15 protein-coding genes are annotated in these 17,987 nt (G+C 60.4%); 7 read left to right on the top strand and 8 right to left on the bottom strand.

Going from position 1 to position 17,987, the window contains the following annotated elements:
• Nucleotides 1-62 precede the first annotated feature (62 nt).
• Nucleotides 63-1,601, bottom strand: a complete 1,539-nt coding sequence (locus tag QRN33_RS22795) for a methyltransferase regulatory domain-containing protein (protein ID WP_285410234.1) — start codon at nt 1,599-1,601, stop codon at nt 63-65.
• 345 nt (nt 1,602-1,946) lie between these two features.
• On the opposite strand from QRN33_RS22795, the gene QRN33_RS22790 reads away from it, so the two are divergent.
• Entirely contained in the window at nt 1,947-3,866 is a 1,920-nt protein-coding gene (locus QRN33_RS22790; protein ID WP_285410232.1) for a tyrosine-protein phosphatase, read from the top strand.
• A 127-nt stretch (nt 3,867-3,993) separates the two neighbouring features.
• Here QRN33_RS22790 and QRN33_RS22785 read toward each other — a convergent pair whose 3' ends face one another.
• Both QRN33_RS22785 and QRN33_RS22780 read right to left on the bottom strand, forming a co-directional pair.
• Complete coding sequence (locus tag QRN33_RS22785; protein WP_042610236.1) at nt 3,994-5,121, bottom strand: mechanosensitive ion channel family protein; 1,128 nt, start codon at nt 5,119-5,121, stop codon at nt 3,994-3,996.
• 166 nt (nt 5,122-5,287) lie between these two features.
• Nucleotides 5,288-6,271 (bottom strand): AraC family transcriptional regulator, encoded by a 984-nt coding sequence (locus tag QRN33_RS22780; protein ID WP_285410230.1) that lies wholly within the window; start codon nt 6,269-6,271, stop codon nt 5,288-5,290.
• A gap of 179 nt (nt 6,272-6,450) precedes the next feature.
• On the opposite strand from QRN33_RS22780, the gene QRN33_RS22775 reads away from it, so the two are divergent.
• The 3 genes from QRN33_RS22775 (at nt 6,451) to QRN33_RS22765 (ending at nt 10,443) form a co-directional block, all read left to right on the top strand.
• Nucleotides 6,451-6,966: a sigma-70 family RNA polymerase sigma factor gene (locus tag QRN33_RS22775; protein ID WP_064362049.1), complete on the top strand. Its 516-nt coding sequence runs from the start codon at nt 6,451-6,453 to the stop codon at nt 6,964-6,966.
• A complete protein-coding gene (locus QRN33_RS22770; protein WP_285410228.1) occupies nt 6,953-7,933 on the top strand; it encodes a FecR domain-containing protein in 981 nt (326 codons plus the stop codon). The genes QRN33_RS22775 and QRN33_RS22770 overlap by 14 nt, the downstream gene beginning before the upstream one ends.
• A gap of 119 nt (nt 7,934-8,052) precedes the next feature.
• Complete coding sequence (locus tag QRN33_RS22765) at nt 8,053-10,443, top strand: TonB-dependent siderophore receptor (RefSeq protein WP_285410226.1); 2,391 nt, start codon at nt 8,053-8,055, stop codon at nt 10,441-10,443.
• Between the two features lie 79 nt (nt 10,444-10,522).
• Here QRN33_RS22765 and QRN33_RS22760 read toward each other — a convergent pair whose 3' ends face one another.
• Entirely contained in the window at nt 10,523-11,539 is a 1,017-nt protein-coding gene (locus QRN33_RS22760; RefSeq protein ID WP_281921429.1) for an AraC family transcriptional regulator, read from the bottom strand.
• 153 nt (nt 11,540-11,692) lie between these two features.
• Here QRN33_RS22760 and QRN33_RS22755 point away from each other — a divergent pair, with 153 nt between their 5' ends.
• Both QRN33_RS22755 and QRN33_RS22750 read left to right on the top strand, forming a co-directional pair.
• Nucleotides 11,693-12,367 (top strand): glutathione S-transferase family protein, encoded by a 675-nt coding sequence (locus QRN33_RS22755; protein WP_285410225.1) that lies wholly within the window; start codon nt 11,693-11,695, stop codon nt 12,365-12,367.
• Between the two features lie 46 nt (nt 12,368-12,413).
• Entirely contained in the window at nt 12,414-13,154 is a 741-nt protein-coding gene (locus tag QRN33_RS22750) for a class I SAM-dependent methyltransferase (protein WP_285410224.1), read from the top strand.
• 190 nt (nt 13,155-13,344) lie between these two features.
• On the opposite strand, the gene QRN33_RS22745 is transcribed toward QRN33_RS22750, so the two are convergent.
• Entirely contained in the window at nt 13,345-13,956 is a 612-nt protein-coding gene (locus tag QRN33_RS22745; protein ID WP_285410223.1) for an LbetaH domain-containing protein, read from the bottom strand.
• Between the two features lie 136 nt (nt 13,957-14,092).
• Between QRN33_RS22745 and QRN33_RS22740 the strand changes: the two genes are divergently transcribed.
• Nucleotides 14,093-14,392, top strand: a complete 300-nt coding sequence (locus tag QRN33_RS22740) for a hypothetical protein (protein WP_042610244.1) — start codon at nt 14,093-14,095, stop codon at nt 14,390-14,392.
• A gap of 43 nt (nt 14,393-14,435) precedes the next feature.
• On the opposite strand, the gene QRN33_RS22735 is transcribed toward QRN33_RS22740, so the two are convergent.
• The 3 genes from QRN33_RS22735 to QRN33_RS22725 form a co-directional block, all read right to left on the bottom strand.
• Nucleotides 14,436-15,338, bottom strand: coding sequence for a bestrophin family protein (locus QRN33_RS22735; RefSeq protein ID WP_285410221.1), 903 nt, complete (start codon nt 15,336-15,338; stop codon nt 14,436-14,438).
• Nucleotides 15,339-15,503: 165 nt separating this feature from the next.
• Nucleotides 15,504-16,814 carry an NTP/NDP exchange transporter gene (locus QRN33_RS22730; protein ID WP_285410219.1) on the bottom strand — a complete coding sequence of 437 codons (1,311 nt, stop codon included), beginning with the start codon at nt 16,812-16,814 and terminating at the stop codon, nt 15,504-15,506.
• Between the two features lie 58 nt (nt 16,815-16,872).
• Nucleotides 16,873-17,919 carry an SDR family oxidoreductase gene (locus QRN33_RS22725; protein WP_285410218.1) on the bottom strand — a complete coding sequence of 349 codons (1,047 nt, stop codon included), beginning with the start codon at nt 17,917-17,919 and terminating at the stop codon, nt 16,873-16,875.
• Between the last annotated feature and the right edge of the window lie 68 nt (nt 17,920-17,987).

Raw genomic sequence — 17,987 nt, 5'->3', positions numbered from 1 at the left:
TCCCCGAGGGAGAGGGAGCAGACCGAGTCGTTCTGTGGAGAAAAACAGACCCGATTGACGCGTCAGGCGATCTTCAACGCCCTCAGCACCACCAGCGTTTGCTCGGCGAACACCTGCGCCTGTGCGGTCAGTGCGGCGATATTGGCTTCGGGCGTGAGCAGCGGCTGGCCGTTGTCGACCAGCACTTCACCTTGTTCGCTGATTACCCCCCACGCCAGTTGTGCCCACTCGGCTGGTTGCTGTTTGCCTTGTTTGATCGAAATCAGGAACAACTGCTGGAAGCGGCTGACCGTGACGCCACCACCCGTGACCGGGCTGGCCAGGGTCTGGATGTTGGCGCCGTACAGCGAGCGTTTGCACAGCTGCAAGTTGAGTGCGGCGCAGCGTCCGCTGACCTGCGACTCGGCGGTCTCGCTCTGGCACGGGGCTACGGCGCCCATGCCGATCAGCACGGCGAGGGCTTGTTCGAGGTCGTCGTAAGCCAGCGCAGCCTCGGACAGCAGCTGACGCATCGATTTGGCGGCATAGTCCTGCGCCGCCAGCGCATCGAGTACCGGGCCGTAAATCTCCGGTTGCAGGGTCGCTTCGCCGGCAGGACCGGTGACCGAGCCTGCCACGGTGTCCCAGGGTTGCAGCAGCACAAAACGCGTGTGGAGCATTCGCGCGCGGCGTTCGGCAGCGGACAGGCGGGTCGCGCCACGCACGTAGAGATCACGGCGGAAGTGCTGGTTGACGAAGTAGTCACGCGCTTGCTCGCGCATGACCGGGTGTTCGATGGTTTCCAGAAAATCCATGCCTTCAGCGCTCAGGTTGAGCGGGTCGACCGAATCCAGCGGCACGGCGGTGGTGGCGTAGTCGAGTTTGGCTGGGGCCAGCGCATCGACCATGTCGGCGAAGTACATGCAATTCCAATCGCGGTTGAAGTATTCGTGGGCGACGTAATGACGATCCTGGCCCTTGATGCTCTGCAACCGCGCACCGAGACTCGGCGCTGCAGCGGCGTATTTCGGGTTGGCCGCGAGCAGTGCTTCGGAAAATTGCAGCGCGGCGTCGATGCGCTGATCGGAGCGCGACGAGGCATTGGCAAAGCGGTCGTGCAGACTGAACAGATTGCGCAGCGGCGCCGATGGCGACCAGCCGGGGAAGCAGTTGTAGCTGACGTAAAGCATGCCGCCCGGTTTCAAGTGGCGGCGGGCGAATTCGACGATGAGTTTCTGGTTGTCGCGGCTGACCCAGGTCCAGATGCCGTGCAGGCTGATGCTGTCGAACTGCGGCAGGTCATGGCGCGCCAGCAGTTGTTCGAAACTGTCGTCATACAGACGGGCGCCGTTGTTTGCGGCAGTCGCGAGGTCGATGGCATGGGCCGCCATGCCCGGGTGAAAATCCGTGCCGACAAACGAGCCCGGGTTGGCCGTGGCGTGGATGTTGATCGATACGCCCTGACCAAAGCCCAGTTCGCAGTGCACGCCGTCGTTGCCGTCCAGCGTGGCGAAACCGCGCAACAACAGGCAGTAACGCAGGAATACCGGATTGATCTCCCGGCTATAGCTGTAGGTGTAGCCTTCGTCGGTGAAATAACCTTCGTTCCAGGCGTTGCTCATGGGTACAGCCTCTTGTTCTTGAAAGTGATGGCAGTCTTATAAGGCGTTGTCGCTGCGCGCGACAAGTAGAAAAACCGGATACTTTCCTGACACACCAGATCCCCTGTAGGAGTGAGCCTGCTCGCGATAGCGGTGTTTCAGTCACCATCAATCAACCTGAACCACCGCTATCGCGAGCAGGCTCACTCCTACAGGGGATTTGTGCCGGATTCGAGATTCATGGACAAATCACGCACCCCACGGCCCATTCGCGCAGGCATTTCGTGGCCGCCCGAAACTGTCATATTGCCTCCCACTGGCCTGCCCATAGTGACCAGCCCAACGCTGATTTCATGAGGCTGCACTGTGTTCCAACGTCTTCTGTGTTCGTTGTCCGTTCTGAGCCTGTCCATCGCCGCTGCCCATGCGGCCACGCCTGTCGCACTCGACACGCCGCACTTGTCCGGCATCGACAACTTTCGCGACATTGCCGGCATCACTACCGCCTATTCCACGACCCACGACGGGACCATGCGCAGCGGTGTGTTCTATCGCTCCAACGCATTGACGCCGTCGGCGGCGGATCTGGCGACGCTCAATGGTCTGGGCATCAAAGCCATCTACGACTTGCGCACGCCTAGCGAAATCGCTGCTACGCCAGATACGATGATCACGGGGGCGGCCTATCGCAATATCGACATCATTGGCAGCACCACCTCGGGTGCGGACATCACCAGCATCTCGTTTCGCAGCGCCGCCGAAGCCGTGGCGATGATGGAACAGACCAACCGTGCGTTCGTCAGCGATGCCGGCATGCGCGGGCAGTTCGGCCAGTTGTTCAATGAGCTGGCGAGCGTCGACGCCGCGCAGTTGTTTCACTGCACCGCCGGCAAGGATCGCACCGGCTGGACCGCCGCTGTGTTGCAGAGCATCGCTGGTGTCGATGAGGCGACCATCATGGCCAACTATCTGGCGACCAACGACTACACCGCCGCCCGTGTCGCTGCGACTCTGAAAGCCTTGCCGCCGAGCATGGCCGCTGTCTACGAGCCGCTGCTCGGCGTGCAGGCCAGTTATTTGCAGGCCGGCCTCGACCAGGTCGCCGCCGAGTACGGCAGCATGGACAACTACCTCAAGCAGGGCCTCGGTCTGTCCCAGGAAACCATCTATGTGCTGCGCGGCAAACTGGTCGAGTACAACAGCTTGCCGGGGCAGGCCGGGATGATCGGCAATGCCGCCGCTGGTGCCGAGTTGCTGCGGCAGTTGCAGAACTCTGAGCTGTCCGGCACCTACAGCGCCTACAACTATTACCTGCAATCGGCGATCGACGCCGGCACCTTGGGCGGTGTCGAAACGCAAGTCGGCGGTCAGGTGCATGCGGATGCGGCCAGCTATCTCTTGCGGCAGAACGCGATGATCGAACAAGCCGCCGCAGCTTTTGCCAGCGGCAGCGATCTGAAGGTCGGCCAGTACCGCCTCTGGAACAGCGCACTCGCGAGTTACCTCGGAACCGACGGATCGGCCCATGCCGACAGCAGCAACGAACACAGCCAGGGTCTGATGCTTGGCATTACCCAGCGCTTCAGCGAACAACTCAGCGCGCGGGCCGGTTTCGGCTACAGCAAGGGCAGCGTCGGCGGGGCGGGCGGCGAGGCCGATACTGATTTCACCTTCCTCAACCTCGGGGCGCGTTACGGCCTCACCAGCCTCGAGCGCGGCGTGTTTGTCGACGCCAGCGCCAGCGCCGGTTACGTCGACTACGACAGCAAACGCGAACTTGGCGGTGGCCTCGGCACAGCCAAGGGCGACAGCCACGGCAATCTCACCGGCGCGACCTTGGCGTTGGGTTACCGCGCACCGCTCAGCGGGGTGATTGTCGAACCGAGCCTGGGCTTTCGCGTCAGTCATCTCGACTTGAAAGGTTTCAAAGAGAAGGGCAGCGAACTGGCGCTCGACGTCGACGGCATCCAGCAATCCCGGCGCAGCGCCGTAGCCAATCTCGACGTGTCATTCGCCCCAATGGCGATGGGTGCGTGGCAGTTGGTCCCGGGTGTTCGCGTTGGCTATGAACGTGCGCTCGGCGATCAGCAAGTCGACAGCGAAGGCCACCTGCTGGGGCTGGATATCGAGCAGCGCGCGGCGTTCGATAACCGCGATCAGTTCAGCGGCGGCGTCAACCTGATGGCCAACCTCGGCGCCCTGAGTGTGGGCGCTGAAGTCGGCGCCAACGGTGGCGGTGACAGCCACGGATTTAATGGCGGGCTCAAGGCCAGTTACGCGTTCTAACCCCGGCGAACATATCACTGTGGCGAGGGAGCTTGCTCCCGTTGGGTCGCGAAGCGGCCCTGAAAAAGACGGGGCTGCTGCGCAGTCCAGCGGGAGCAAGCTCCCTCGCCACAGGTTACTTTCCGCCTCAGGCATGCTGCGCCCGCGACGATTGCTGGGTGCGTGCCGGCTGCGCGGCGGGCTCGGGCAGCGAGGCGACATGCACCGTGCGCGCCGGGAAGGCGAACGTCGCGTCCAGCTCGGCCACCGCTTCCATGATTGCCAGGTTGATCCGTTGCTGCACGTCCATGTAGACGTTGTAGCTGGCGTCCAGAACGATGTACACCGTCTCGAATTCCAGCGCGCTCTCACCAAAACTGCGGAAATGGCAGCGGTCGAAGCGCGCCTGTTTTTCGTTCTTGATGATGCTTTCAACGCGCTGGGTGATCTGGCGGATCTGTTCGGTGGTGCACTCGTAAGTCAGACGAAACTCGAATACCACCCGACGTTCCTGCAAGCGTTTGTAGTTCTGAATGGTGCTGCCGATCATGTCGGCGTTGGCCATGACAATCTGCTCACCGCCGAGACTGCGGATGCGTGTGGTCTTCAGGCCGACGTGCTCGACCGTACCGGCCAGCGTGCCGACGACGATGAAATCGCCCACCTCAAACGGCTTGTCCACGGCAATCGACAGCGAGGCGAACACGTCGCCAAGAATGTTCTGCACCGCCAGCGCCACGGCAATACCGCCGACACCGAGGCTGGCGACAAACGCAGTGATGTTGACGCCCAGGTTCGACAGCATCGCCAGCAGAATCACCGCCCACAGCAACACCTTGACGCCCCAAAGACTCAGGGTCGCCAGGGCGCTCGCCTGAAAGGTGCCGGTCGCGTTGTGCCGCGAGAAATAGCGATGCAGCCCCAGCGCCAGCGCGCGGTTGGTCCACAGGCCGACCTGCAACGCTGCGACGACAAACCACAAACTGCTCACGCGCCCGAGCCAGCGCTCCGGCAAATCCAGCAACCCGATGCCGACCAGGATCGACGCCAACAGCAGCAACGTGGTGCTGGTCGCCGCCAGCACTTCGCTGGCCATGTACGTCAGATGCCCATTGCCGGCGCTGGCCCGCGCCTGCACCTTGCGGAAAACGAAACGGATCGCGGTGGTGGTCAGCAGATAACTGAGTGTCGCGGCGAGAAACGCCAAGACCCAGTTCGCCAATGAAATTCCTAAAATGGTGTGCGTCGTGAAAAAGCCGATGAAATCCTCGGTCATTGAAACCCCCTTGCGAAGCCTGCGACGACGCGGCACCGAAGCCCACCGCCGGCCGCAGCCAGGTAAACGCCGCTTGAATGGCTGTGCCGCCAAGCGACCTGTCTGGGGTTAGTCGCCCTGAGATGCCTGCTGTTCAATCAAATGCAGTTTTCACCGGAGCGAATGGTCAACGCCTGGCCTTCAACTGCGCCGGGCTTAGGCCGTAAGCACTCTGAAAATACTGACAAAAGCGCCCGACATTGCTGAAGCCAAAGCGCAATGCCACCTCCGTCACGGAGCCCGCATGCCCGCGCGCTAACGCTTCATGAGCGCGCTGCAAACGCACCTGCCGCTGATAGGCCACGATCGACATCCCGACAAAACGCCGAAAGCCTTCCTGCAACGCGCGCTGGCTGACATGGCTCAACCGCGCCAGGTCCACACCACTGACCAACTGCTGCGGATGCGCTTGGATAAACTCCATCGCCACCTTCACATGCCGCGGCGCCACACACGGCGCCGGGCGGCGCAGCGCCTCGGTGAAATTGTGCGGCCACGCCTCCAGCACCGCATCGATCAACATCTCGCGGAAACGCGACGGCATCAGCGTGCCGCTGTTGATCAGTGCATCGAACTCAGTGCCCGTCGCCAGATCGATCAATGCCTTGAGGCCATGAAATGCGGGCGTATTCAGATCCACGCTCGGCTCAAACACGATCTTCTGCACAATCGGTTTCTCCAGCAACACCGACAATCGCTCGGTGAGCTGCTGACGATTGATCGAAATGCCGTGATGCGCGTGATCATCGACAAACCGCATCGAACGGATATCCGCCTTGTCGATCGCCAGACCGACGTGCGCCATGCCGATGGACTCGGTGGCGTGGTTGAAAACGATCTTGCCGGCGGTGGGAATGACGAAGGTGATTTCGTTGTGCGGATCGGGGAGGGTGACGCTGAAGTCGCCGTGGTAATGCATACGCCGGAAACTCACGCCGTCGTGCCGCCCGTAGACCCCGCCGATAATGATGTTGGAGGGCGGTGGTGGAGTGTCGGCGTAACGATTGCCGAAAAGCCTGGAGAAGAGCGCGCCGAAGTCGGAGGAGGTGAGATTGTCGGAGCGCAGGATGATGTTTTTCCGGGTTGGGGATGCGATGGCGATTGGCGGCATGTTGGAGTGCGGGCTCGTGGGTCAACGGTAGAGATCGGTAGAGCCTATGGGGCAGCCGTGACGGTTGAGTGACAAGGCCGGGAGCATGGTGGGCTTTCGACGAAGCCACGTATTTACCTGAGACCTGTCGCATGAGTAGAATGCGATTCATTATCAATCATGTATGTCCCGGGATGCCGATGCGTAGCGACGAAACACTAGGTACTGCAGATCCAGGGCTGCTCTATCGCACCCACCACTCCTGGTTACAGGGCTGGCTGATGCGACGCACTGGATGTCGCGATAATGCAGCAGATCTGGCCCAGGACACCTTCGTACGGGTGCTCAAGGCGCGTCAATCCAGCCCCTTGCGCGAACCACGCGCCTATTTGAGCAGCATCGCCCGTGGACTGATGATTGATCAGTATCGGCGTCGTGAACTCGAACGTGCCTACCTGGAAAGCGTCATGTCGCTGCCGCAACACGAGGTTCCCTCGGAAGAAAGCCGGCTGATGATTCTGGATGCGCTCGAGCGCATAGACCGCATGCTCGGTATGCTCAAACCGAGAGTTCGCCAAGCGTTTTTATTTGCCCGCCTCGACGGTCTGACGTGCGCGCAAATCGCCGAAAAACTGAGTGTTTCCCGCGCGACGGTGGAACGCGACCTGGCCACGGCCCTGCAACACTGCTATCGCTTGCGTTATGTCGAGTCGTGAGCCGCAGGCGCTGGATCCGGCCATTGTCGACGAAGCGATCCGATGGCAAGTGCGCCTTCGCTTCAATGAAGCCGATGAGCAGACGCAGCGCACTTTTGAGCACTGGCTCCAGCAGCGCCCAGAGCATGTGTTGGCGTGGCAGCGTGTGGAATCGCTAGGGGATGAATTCGCAGGCGTACCCACTCAACTGGCCCGACAAACCCTTGAAGGCAGCAACCTTGGAATACGCCGGCGGGAAAGCCTGAAGCTCCTGGGCGTATTGGCGACTGTCGGCGCGGCCGCCTGGCTTGGCCGGGACTACACGCCCGTACCGGCCATGCTTGCCCAGCAACGCAGCAGCACCGGCGAGCAACGACGCTTCCAGCTCGACGATGGCAGCCTTGTCCAGCTCAATAGCGATAGCGCCGTCGACAGCGAATTCGACGCCCAGCGACGCCTGATCATCCTGCGCCGTGGTGAAATCATCGTGAATGTCGGAGCGGATCAACACTCGCCTCAAACGCGACCGTTGTGGGTGCAATCCCGTGACGGGCTCATGCGCGCCCATGGTTCGCGCTTTCTGGTACGCGAGCGTGACGATGGCACGCTGGTCGCGGCTCAGCAGGGATCAGTCACGGTTTTCCCCGGCTCCAGTCAAACCCCTGCGAGCGCCAGCGCCCAGGCGGGCAATCCTCTGCTGTTCACCTCAAGTGGCGCCCGAACGTACAGGGACAACGGTCTTGATCTTTGGAGCTGGGGGGACGGGGTGCTCAGTGCGCGCAACATGCGCCTCGATGATTTCATCGTGGAGTTGTCGCGTTATCGCCCCGGGGTATTGCGCTGCGCCGAAGAGGTCGCTGATCGCCGCGTTTCCGGCACCTTCCAGCTGGCTGACAACGATCAGGTCCTCGCATTGATCGCGCAATCACTGCGCTTGCACGTTGACTACCGAACCCGATATTGGGTGACCGTGACCGCTGCGACCTGAGGCCATCAGGATTTTCGCGTGTCGTGAAAAATAATGAGGTGGTTTCTCATTCTCGTTCGACCTCTAAGGAAGGCCGGAATACAGGCCAGTCTGCCGATGTCCTTTCTTGGAGCGAGAAAATGAGTTCGTCCCCGGTTTCACAGCGCCATCCATTGAATCGTGCCATGCACGCTGCGATTTTCGGTTTGATCGTGAGCAGCTACGCGTTGCCATCGCTGGCGCAAACCTCGAGCGCTGACCACAGCAATCAGGTCAAGCAGTGGAACATTGCTGCCGGCCCATTGGCGCCGGCGCTCGACCGCTTTGCGCGTGAGGCCGGGATCAGTCTTTCCTTCGACGCGTCGAGTGTTGCGAACCGCAACACTGCTGGCGTGAATGGCACGCTCGAGACTTCGACAGCGCTGTCATCGTTGCTGCAGGGGAGCGAATTGCAGATCGAACAGCAAGGCCCGAATGCTTATCTGCTGGTCCCTCAAGCGAAGACCGCCGGCCCGCTGGAACTCGATGCAACAGATGTCGAGGATTACCGCCTCGCACCCCTCATCATCAATGCCAAGGTCAGGGTCAGTGCCGACGACGACACCAACTCGGTGGTTGCCAAGGAGCTTTGGGTCGGCGGCAAAGTGGCGACCAGCATTCTCAACACACCGGCATCGGTATCAGTCGTTACCAACAAGGAAATGCAACAGCGCAGCGTCAGCACCACGGAAGAGGCGCTGCAATACACGCCCGGCGTGGTCAGTGATTTCTACGGGACGGATGACCGCAACGACTACTTCCAGATCCGCGGCTTCCAGGCCACCACCTACCGTGACGGCTTGACCCTGAGTTCGATGCGTGGCGTACGCGAAGATCCATTCGCCTATGAGCGCATCGAGATTCTGCGTGGCGCCAACTCCACGCTGTTTGGCCCAGCGGACCCGGGCGGTTCGGTGAACTTCGTGACCAAACAGCCGCGCTTCGAAAAATTTGGCCAGGGCTATGTGACCTACGGTTCGTTTGACCATGTCGAGACAGGCATCGATGTGGGGGATGCGCTGAACGACGAGAAAACCCTGGCTGGCCGCTTTACGGCCAAAGGCCAGAACAGCGACCGCGAGTACGATCACTCACAGGACGACAACCAGTTGTTTATGGGTGGTCTCACCTGGGCCCCGACCGATTACACGTCGGCCACGGTGATCCTCGACTACCTGAAAACCGAAAGCTCGCCCAACAGTGGCGGCTATCCGCTGGACAAGGAATACGACCGCAGCAAATTTTACGGTGAGCCCAGCTACAATTTCCACGATGTCGAGCGCACCAGCCTCAGCGGTAACGTCACCCATGACTTCGACAACGGCTTCGTATTGCGCAGCAATCTGCGTTACAGCAAGCTGACCGATGATTTTGGCTACGTGTACCTCAGCGACAGCGCCGCCCGTGTCGGTACTACTGTCGATCGATACCTGTTTGGCACGGACACTGATGCCGACCAGTTCAACGGCAATCTGATGCTGCAATACGATGCCCGCTTCGAGAACATCGACAGCAGCAGCCTGGTGGGCGTGGAGTATCTCGATTCGACCACCAAGGAGAGCTCGGTCTACGCCCTGACGACGCCGATCGACATCGCCAATCCCGTGTTTACCGGCGTTTCACGCTCGATCACGCCGTACGCCGTGAACAAGCGAGACGCGACCACCAAGGCCGTATTCCTGCAGCAGAACCTGTCGTTCTACGAGCGGTTCATCGTCACCGGGGGGGTGCGCAACGACTCGATGGACCTGACCAGCAAAGGCTTGCAATCCACTGAGAAAGACACCTTTTCCGAAACCTCCTACCGAGGTGCGTTGACCTATATCGTCAACGATGAAGTGTCCACCTACGTGAGCATGGTGGAGTCGGTATCGCCGCCGCAGGTTGGCGTAACACCGCAGACGGGCAGGCAGTACGAAGTGGGCGTGAAGTATGCGCCGATGGGGATGGACGCACTGTTCTCCGCAGCCGTGTATGACCTGACCCAGGAAAACGTCACCATCGCCGTGGTGCTGCCGAGCGGCATCATTGAGCAGCAGACAGTAGGCGAGTCGCGGGCGCGTGGCCTCGACCTGGAGGCCAAGGCGCAGGTGACGCAAAACCTCAGCCTGATCGGTGGCTATTCCTATATGGAGTCCGAGGTACTGCGCGGTTCGTTGTACGACGGCAGTTCCCTCAAGGGGAACGAGTTCTCCACCGCGCCCAAGCATTCCGCTTCGCTCTGGAGTTACTACGATGTGCCCGCCACTGATGTCAGCGTGGGCTTGGGTGCACGCTACGTCGGCTCGTATTACTTCGATGCAGCCAACTCCGGCAAAAGCGACGGCACCACGCTGTTCGACGCCGCTTTCAACTACAAGATCGCCAAGGGCACCGACCTCGCAGTGAACGTCAGCAACCTGCTGGATGAGCAGCACGTGGTCGGTTCCGGCACAGCGAACTTCTACAACCCGGGTCGCGAGATTACCGCCAAACTGAGTTACAACTGGTAAGCAGGTACAGGATGCGGTGCCCGCTTTACTGCGGGCATCTGGCATCTGCTTTCGGCCCGAAGCGCACTTCCTGCCAGCGTCATGGGTGAGTCGCTGAGCGTCGCCACTGACCGGGTGAAACATTTTCTCGCTGCCGGAAGGCCCGATAGTACGAGTTGACGTCTTCATAACCGAGAAGATAGGCCACCTCTTTAAGCTCCAGGCTTGTATCAGCCAGTAGCTGAAATCCCACTTGACGCCTCGCCTCGTTGAGCAGTGCATTGAAGGTCGTACCCTCGGATGCCAAGCGGCGTTGCAGTGTGCGCTCGCTCTGCAGCAGTTCTCGGGCGAGATGTTGCAGGCTGGGCCGTCCGTTCGCCAGTGCGCGTTTCAGTATTTCGATGACCTGCTCACAGAAGCCTGGCGGCGCTTCGATCGCGCGTAGTGCGGCATCGAGGCCGGGACTCATCATGTGCAGCACCTGCGGATTGTGTTGCAGAAACGGCCGATCAAGATCAGAGGCGCTTACGATCATCTCGTCATGGCTGGCGCCGTAGCGGATGGGACATGCGAAATAATCCGAGTGAGTTTCCAGCGGTGGCTTTGGCCGTCTCAAGCGTAATGACAGAGGCGCAATGTGTTCACCGCTGCCTCGACGACCGAGCTCCAGTACCAAGGCAAAACACGCTTCCACAGAAAGACAGGGCGCCGGCCCCGTGCCGGAAGGCCACTGAATCGTGAATGACACACTCTCCTGGCGCTCGACCATGGATAATTTGTCGGGACTGCACAGGCGCTGCAAGCGCGCCAACCGCGCAAGTCCGTCGCGAAAATCAGCCGCATATAACGCCGTGATGAACGCCATTTTGTGCTTCGCACTGGGCGTGTCGCGAACCATTTTTATCGCAAAAGCGGGGTCTGCCGAAAGCACCTCAATGGCGTTCCAGACAGCGAATAACTGCTGTGTGCTGACAAAGGTCGATTCGTTCAGGTGCAGGTCGCGGGGCAATTGAGCGTGTTGCTCAATCGACGAGGGATCCAGTCCCAGCTGCGCTATCGATTCCCAGAAGACCCTGGGCAATTTACACCGCTCGGTGCTGGTGTGATGGTGCGGCATTTCCAGGCTCCGAACCGCAGGATAGCGGTGATGCGTGATGCAACGCGCCGCCAATGGCGCGTTCTGCAAGTATTCTGGCGCAAGGCGCCCACAGGCTGATACCGCTGCGCTCTTACCATTGTCGTCAACACACCGAGCCAAAAGGAGCTCACGATGACGATGACGTTCTATACCAACCCCAATTCTCGCGGGCGCATGGTGCGCTGGATGCTCGAAGAAATCGGCTGCGCGTATGAGACGGTGGTCATGGATTACCAGTCGACCAGTCAGGCTGACCGATGGGGTGGTGCCGCGCTGGCAGTGCCAACGATGGCCGACGCTGATGATCGGCGCGTCAGTTTTTTTCGCGACGTGAACCCGATGGGAAAGATCCCGGCCCTGGTGCATAACGGGCAAACCATAACAGAAACTGCCGCCATCTGTGCGTACCTGGCGGAGGCATTTCCCGAAGCCGGGCTGGCCCCGGTGGCAGCGGAGCGCGCCGCTTATTACCGGTGGATATTTTTCGCTGCCGGGCCGCTGGAGCAGGCGGTCACCAACCACCGCGCCGGTTTCAACCCGACGCCGGATCAGGAGTTCTTCTTTGGCTACGGCAGCTACGAGCGCACGGTCGATCAGCTCGAACGCGCGGTGCTGGCGCATCCGTTTATTGCCGGCGAACGCTTCACCGCTGCAGACGTTTATGTTGGCTCGCACATTGGCTGGGGGTTAGGCTTGCAAACCTTGCCGCCCAGAGCTGCGTTTCTCGCCTATGCCGAGAGGTTGATCAGCCGCGACGCCTATCAACGTGCGGTGGCGAAGGATGAAGCGCTGCTGGGTGCCAGATGACTGACGTGCCTGCCATGATTTTTCGCAAAACTCAGGGAATTTGATAATGCCGCTCAACCGACTCGACTTCACCACACGCTTGCTGATCGACGCGGGCATCGGCAAAGGAATGCGGATCCTCGACGTAGGCTGCGGTTCGGGTGATGTTTCTTTGCTGCTGTGTGATCTAGTGGAAAACGGGGAGGTCATCGGCGTTGATCACGACGCCGCTGCGATTGCCATTGCTCGCCAGCGCAGCGCAGGACATGCGCTGACTTTTCTCGAGGCAGACCTCCAGGAATTGCCCGACTCTGTCGGCACTTTCGACGCCATCGTCGGCAGGCGCGTCCTGATGTATCAACAGGATGCGGTGGGGACGATCCGAGCACTGTCGAAGTGTCTGCGCCCCGGCGGAATCATGGTCTTCCAGGAACACGATACGACGCTGGCGCCTGCCAGTGTCGAGCCGTTCCCTTTGCATGAAAGAGCGCAACGCTGGTTACAGCAAATGCTCGCTCGCGAAGGAGCGGATTTGCACATCGGTTTTAACCTGCACGGCATTTTCACCCAGGCAGGCTTGACCGTCGAAAGCGTACGCGCCGAGTGCCTGGTACAAACGCCTGATGCGCCCTACAGCCTTGGCGCCATCGTTCGAGCGTGCTTGCCGCGAATCATTGGGTTAGGGGTGGCCAGTGCAGAAGAGGTCGAAATTGAAACGTTGCAGGCGCGTCTGGATCAGGAGCGTTCAGGCTCTTCAGGCGTCTATGTTGGGGATGTGATGTTTGGGAGTTGGGCTCGGAAGATTTGACGTATCGATAGGCGGATATAGCGGGCGTGCGGTGGGAATGTGCGCCTTTGGCTGTCTGTGGCGAAGGTCAGTCATCAATCCGAAGCGAATGTCGAAGGCGAGTTTTTGAGAATGCTGCCAAGACAATTTACACGGCAAAAGTAAGCACTTTTGCTTCTGGTCGAAAACTGACGCTCGCCACTATCTGGTGTTACTCGTAAGCAAACTGATCAATCAACCCTAGACGAGGCACATGTGTGTGGGGCCGCAACAAAGCTCCAGGAGCGATCACGGCATTTGCGCCAATCTTGCAGCCGTCACCCACCAGCGCTCCGAATTTGCTGACGCCTGTGTCGATCACCTGATCTTCGTGGCGAATCTTGATATCAGCCCCATCCAGTTCGTTCCGGTAGTTGGCAATGATCGCGCCGGCTTCAATATTCACCGCTTCGCCAATCACTGAGTCGCCGACGAAGTTGAAGTGGGCAAGTTTGCTGCCATCGAGCATGAAGGTACTTTTCAGCTCGCAGCTGGGGCCAACGATGCAGTTTTTGCCGAGGTATACACCTCCCCGTAGATAAGCCCCAGCCGCTACGAAACAGCCTTCGCCGATGATGATTGCGCCTTTCAGAACAGCGCCTTGCTCAACGATGGCGGTTTCATGAACGGCACAATTGCCTTGACGCCGGTAGCCGGCGCCGAGAGTTTCAAGCAAAGCGAGGATTCGGCTCTCGCAGTCCTGAGTCACCGCCCAAGGGGCAGTCGAGCCGACGCCCAGTAAAGGCCAACTGGCGATGTAGTCGTCGATTTTTGCTGATTTCATAAGCATCTTCCGAACAAGTGAGATTGGTATGCGATCTGCTGCAACATCATCGGCGCGGTCAAACTGTCGACGGTTGGAACGACACGCTGTGCCTGCCAGTCGTACCTGTTTACGAGCATTCTTCAGGTACAGCGCAATGGATAAGACAATTACCGTGGATCAACTGGCTACCACTGATCTGGGATCAATCAACGAGATATGGCTCGGCGGAACTCATACCCAGTTATGCCTATGGCGTGCTGAACAGGTCTTCACCCACGAAATGCTCAGCGAGGGAACCCATGATCAGAATGTCCAACGCCTGTGTTTGCAACTGGTGGATCCTGACGATCAGGCCGCAGTGGCTCGCGTTGAAGTGATCGCGCGTGAACGACTGGAAGAGCTGGGCAAGCAGGGGGAGTTTTATCCCGCCGAGGAGGCGGACACTTATCAATAATTGCTCTGTATCCGATGAAAAGCGCTGCTGCTAAAGCAGCGCCTCAAGCGGGCTCTTCAAGCCTGCGCACATCACCCAAGGAATCACGCTGCATCGACTGCAGGTTCTTTTCAATGGTTTCGCACAGCGCTTCCATTTGAATCTGGTGTTCGCTGTGGCGGAACGGGCTTTGCAGATCGGTGCCGATGCGTTCGATGGCCAGCAGCATGAACCCGACCACGGTCGACGCCAGCGGCGTGAACCAGCCCAAAGATTCAACCAGTCCCACCGGTACGATCAGGCAGAACAGCGAAATGAACAGCCGTGGAAAATACACGTAAGGGTAGGGCAGCGGCGTGTTCGCGATCCGCTCCATGCCGCCCTGGCTGTTGGACAGGTCCACCAGCGTCGACTCAAGCCGCGCCAGGCGAATACTGTCCAGATGCCCGGCCTTGTATTCCTTTGCAAGCAGGGTCGCCGAGCCGGTGAGGATATCGTTGGCAAAGTTATTGGTTGTGCCACTGCGGGCAAACTCTTCGGCGGGAATAAACGCCCGCACCTCGTCAGGACAAGCCTGCCCTTGCAGATGCGCGGCAAGGCAATTGACGTAAGCGACGTGGCGGCGCAACAGTGTGGATTTGACCGGATTCACCTCGCCACCCGCATCGTCCAGCAGCGTCAGCACCTGCCGGGCGAAGCTGCGGGAATTGTTGATCATCGACCCCCACAGCGTTCGGGCTTCCCACCAGCGGTTGTAGGCGCTGCTGTTGCGAAAACTGATCAACACGATCAGCGCCGAACCGAGCAAGGTCAGCGGCATCAGCGGCAGATTCAGCTTGGCGTTGAGAAACAGCATGAAATCCACGGTGACGGCGATGTCCCAGAGCAGCAACCAGAACAAGGACCAGCCCACGTAGCCGAGGGTCTTGATGATCAGACGGTATTTTTTGACGATGGCAGCTTTCAAACGGAAACCTCGTGGCGAGCAGTTTGCTTAAACGCTTAAGCTCGGACGATGCCTGGCACCGGCAGTTCCCTGGTGAAGCGGTCAACCGTCAGTCAATCTGCGGAGCCGGGCTAGCTGAACGGCTGATATTTTCGAGAAAAATCCTTATCTGTCGACTTGACTGCGTTACGCGTGGGTTTGCCGCGCTGCCGCCACACTGGATCGGCGGTCCGCCCGGTCGCCGAGCCGCCAACCCAGCAGACCCCATAGCAGTGCACACAGCGCGCCGACCAGCGCTGCCATGCCTGCACCTTGGCCGAGGGCGTCCAGCGCGCTTTTCGCCCAGGCACTGATGGCGTCGCCGGCGCGGTAGACCACGGTGTCGATAACGTTCTTCGCCTTGTATTTGCTTTCGGCATCGAGCGGGGCAAACAGCATCTCCCGGCCTGGGCGCACGAAGGCGTACTCTCCGATGCGACGCACGATCATCAGCGCGGCGATCAGGCCGAAGCTGGGCGCGAAAATCAGGCCGATGAACCCCGCGCACATGACCAGCGGCACCATGGCCAACAGCACGCCGACGCCGAGCTTTTGCGCGAGGCGTCCAGTGATGAACAGCTGGCAGAGCAGGGCGCCCGCCTGCACGACGAAGTCGATGATGCCGAACACCCGCACCTGCGCCTCGCGGTCCGGGAAGTGTTCGGCGACGACACGTGCCTGCTCGAAGTAAAGGAAGGTGGAGACTGTCGCCAACAGCACCACAAAGCCGCAAATGCCGAGCAGATAGGGTGATTTCAAAACGGCCGTCATACCGCTGAACGGATTGCCCGGCAACGGCCTGCGGGGGCTTTCGCTCGGCGCGGCATCGGGGCGTCCTGCGCCACCCCGTTCACGCCAGTGCATCAGCCTGCGCTTGAACAACATCGCAGCGCCGAGCAAAACAGCGGCCAGCAGCATCAGGCCGGACTCACCCAGCGGACCGATCAGCAAGGCGCTCAGCGCAGGGCCACTCAGGCCGCCGACGCTGGCGCCCGCTGCGATGAAAGCGAACAGGCGTTTCGCCTGGGCACTGTCGAACACGTCGGCCATCAGGCTCCAGGCGACCGATACGACAAACAGGTTGTAGACCGATATCCAGACGTAAAACACGCGCGCCAGCCACGGGCTGTCCTCACCCACAAACAAGGCGGCGAACAACAGCAGGTTGGCGCAGAAAAATCCGTACACCCAGTCCACGAAATGCAGGCGCGGAACGCGTGCGCTGAGCCAGGCGAACAGCGGAACGGCCGCCAGCATGACCAGGAAGGTCGCGGTGAACAGCCACTGCAAGTTCTCGACGCCGGCAGTGATGCCCATCGATTCGCGGATCGGACGCAGCATGAAATAGCCGGCGAACAGGCAAACGAACAGCAGAAAGCCATTGAGCGCAGGGCGCAGCTCGTGCGCCTCGGCATTGATGATGGCGCCCGCGCGGTGGGCGAGAAGAGACGTATCCATGTTGCGCTCCTGTAGGAGTGGCGGGGCAATGGCACGGGGCCTGCCCGTGCTGGCGCGGTCAGCGGTAAGTGATGCCGGTCAGTCGCTCGGAGAGTTGCCACAGTGTGTCCGAATTCGAGCGATCGGCAGCGGCCGGTGGCATCCTGGCAAAGCCCAGCGGCCCGCGCTTCTCGTTGTCTCCGGTGGGCCCATAGTAGGCGCCGCCGACGGCCTCCAGCGCCGTCGCCGCATACAACGTCGGCAGCGCGCCCTGCGCTGCGGAATGATACAGGTCCCGCTCTACCGCCCATTGTTTGCCGAATTGACTGTCCAGGCCAGGCCCACGGGCGATCAGCTCGGTCACGGCAACGCCGGGGTGCGCGGCGATGCTGCGTATGCCCCAACCGGCAGCGTCGCTGCGCTGCTGCAGCTCAATACTCCACTTTAGTATCGCCAGTTTCGATTGGCTGTAGGTGGCGAAAGGGTCGTAAGCGTGCTCAGCCTGCAAATCGTCGAAGTTCAGGGTTGCGCGGCCTGCGGCGATGCTCGACAGGCTGACCACCCGAGCATCGTCGCTTTTGCGTAGCAGAGGCATCAGCAGGCCGGTCAAGGCGAAATGCCCCAGGTAATTGGTCGCCAGCTGCATCTCGTAGCCGTCGGCCGAAACGCCGCGAACCGGCGGCGACATGATCGCGGCGTTGTTGATCAGCACGTCGAGCCTTGGCAGGCGCCCTTGCAAACGGTTGGCGAGGTCCCGCACCGAATGCAGATTGGCAAGATCCAGGGTTTCGAATTGCACGCGCGCCTCGGGCACGGCTTGCTTGATGTTTGCGATCGCTTCGCGGCCGCGCTCGGCGTTGCGTGCGGCGATGATTACCTCGGCACCGGCTCGCGTCAGGGCCAGCGCGTCTTCATAGCCCATGCCGCTGGTCCCTCCGGTGACCAGTACGATGCGGCCTTTCTGGCTGGGCATGTCCTGGGTGGACCAGTCCGGCTTCGGCTCCGTTCGGGGAGTGGCCTCCGCAGCCAGTGTGCCGGTCAGCGCGGAAATGGCGAACAGCGTTCGGGCGGCCTTGAGGATGCGTTGGGTCGCGGTATTGCTCGGCGTAGCGGGTGAATGAATCATCAGGGGGTTCTCATTCGCGTCATAGGTTCCCGGTTGGCGGGCGAGTGAGCAGTATCGGTGTACGAATG

The sequence above is a fragment of the Pseudomonas sp. FR229a genome, assembly GCF_030209115.1.
GTDB classification, from domain to species: Bacteria; Pseudomonadota; Gammaproteobacteria; order Pseudomonadales; family Pseudomonadaceae; genus Aquipseudomonas; species Aquipseudomonas moraviensis_A.
This window is presented reverse-complemented; position numbering and strand designations above follow the sequence as displayed.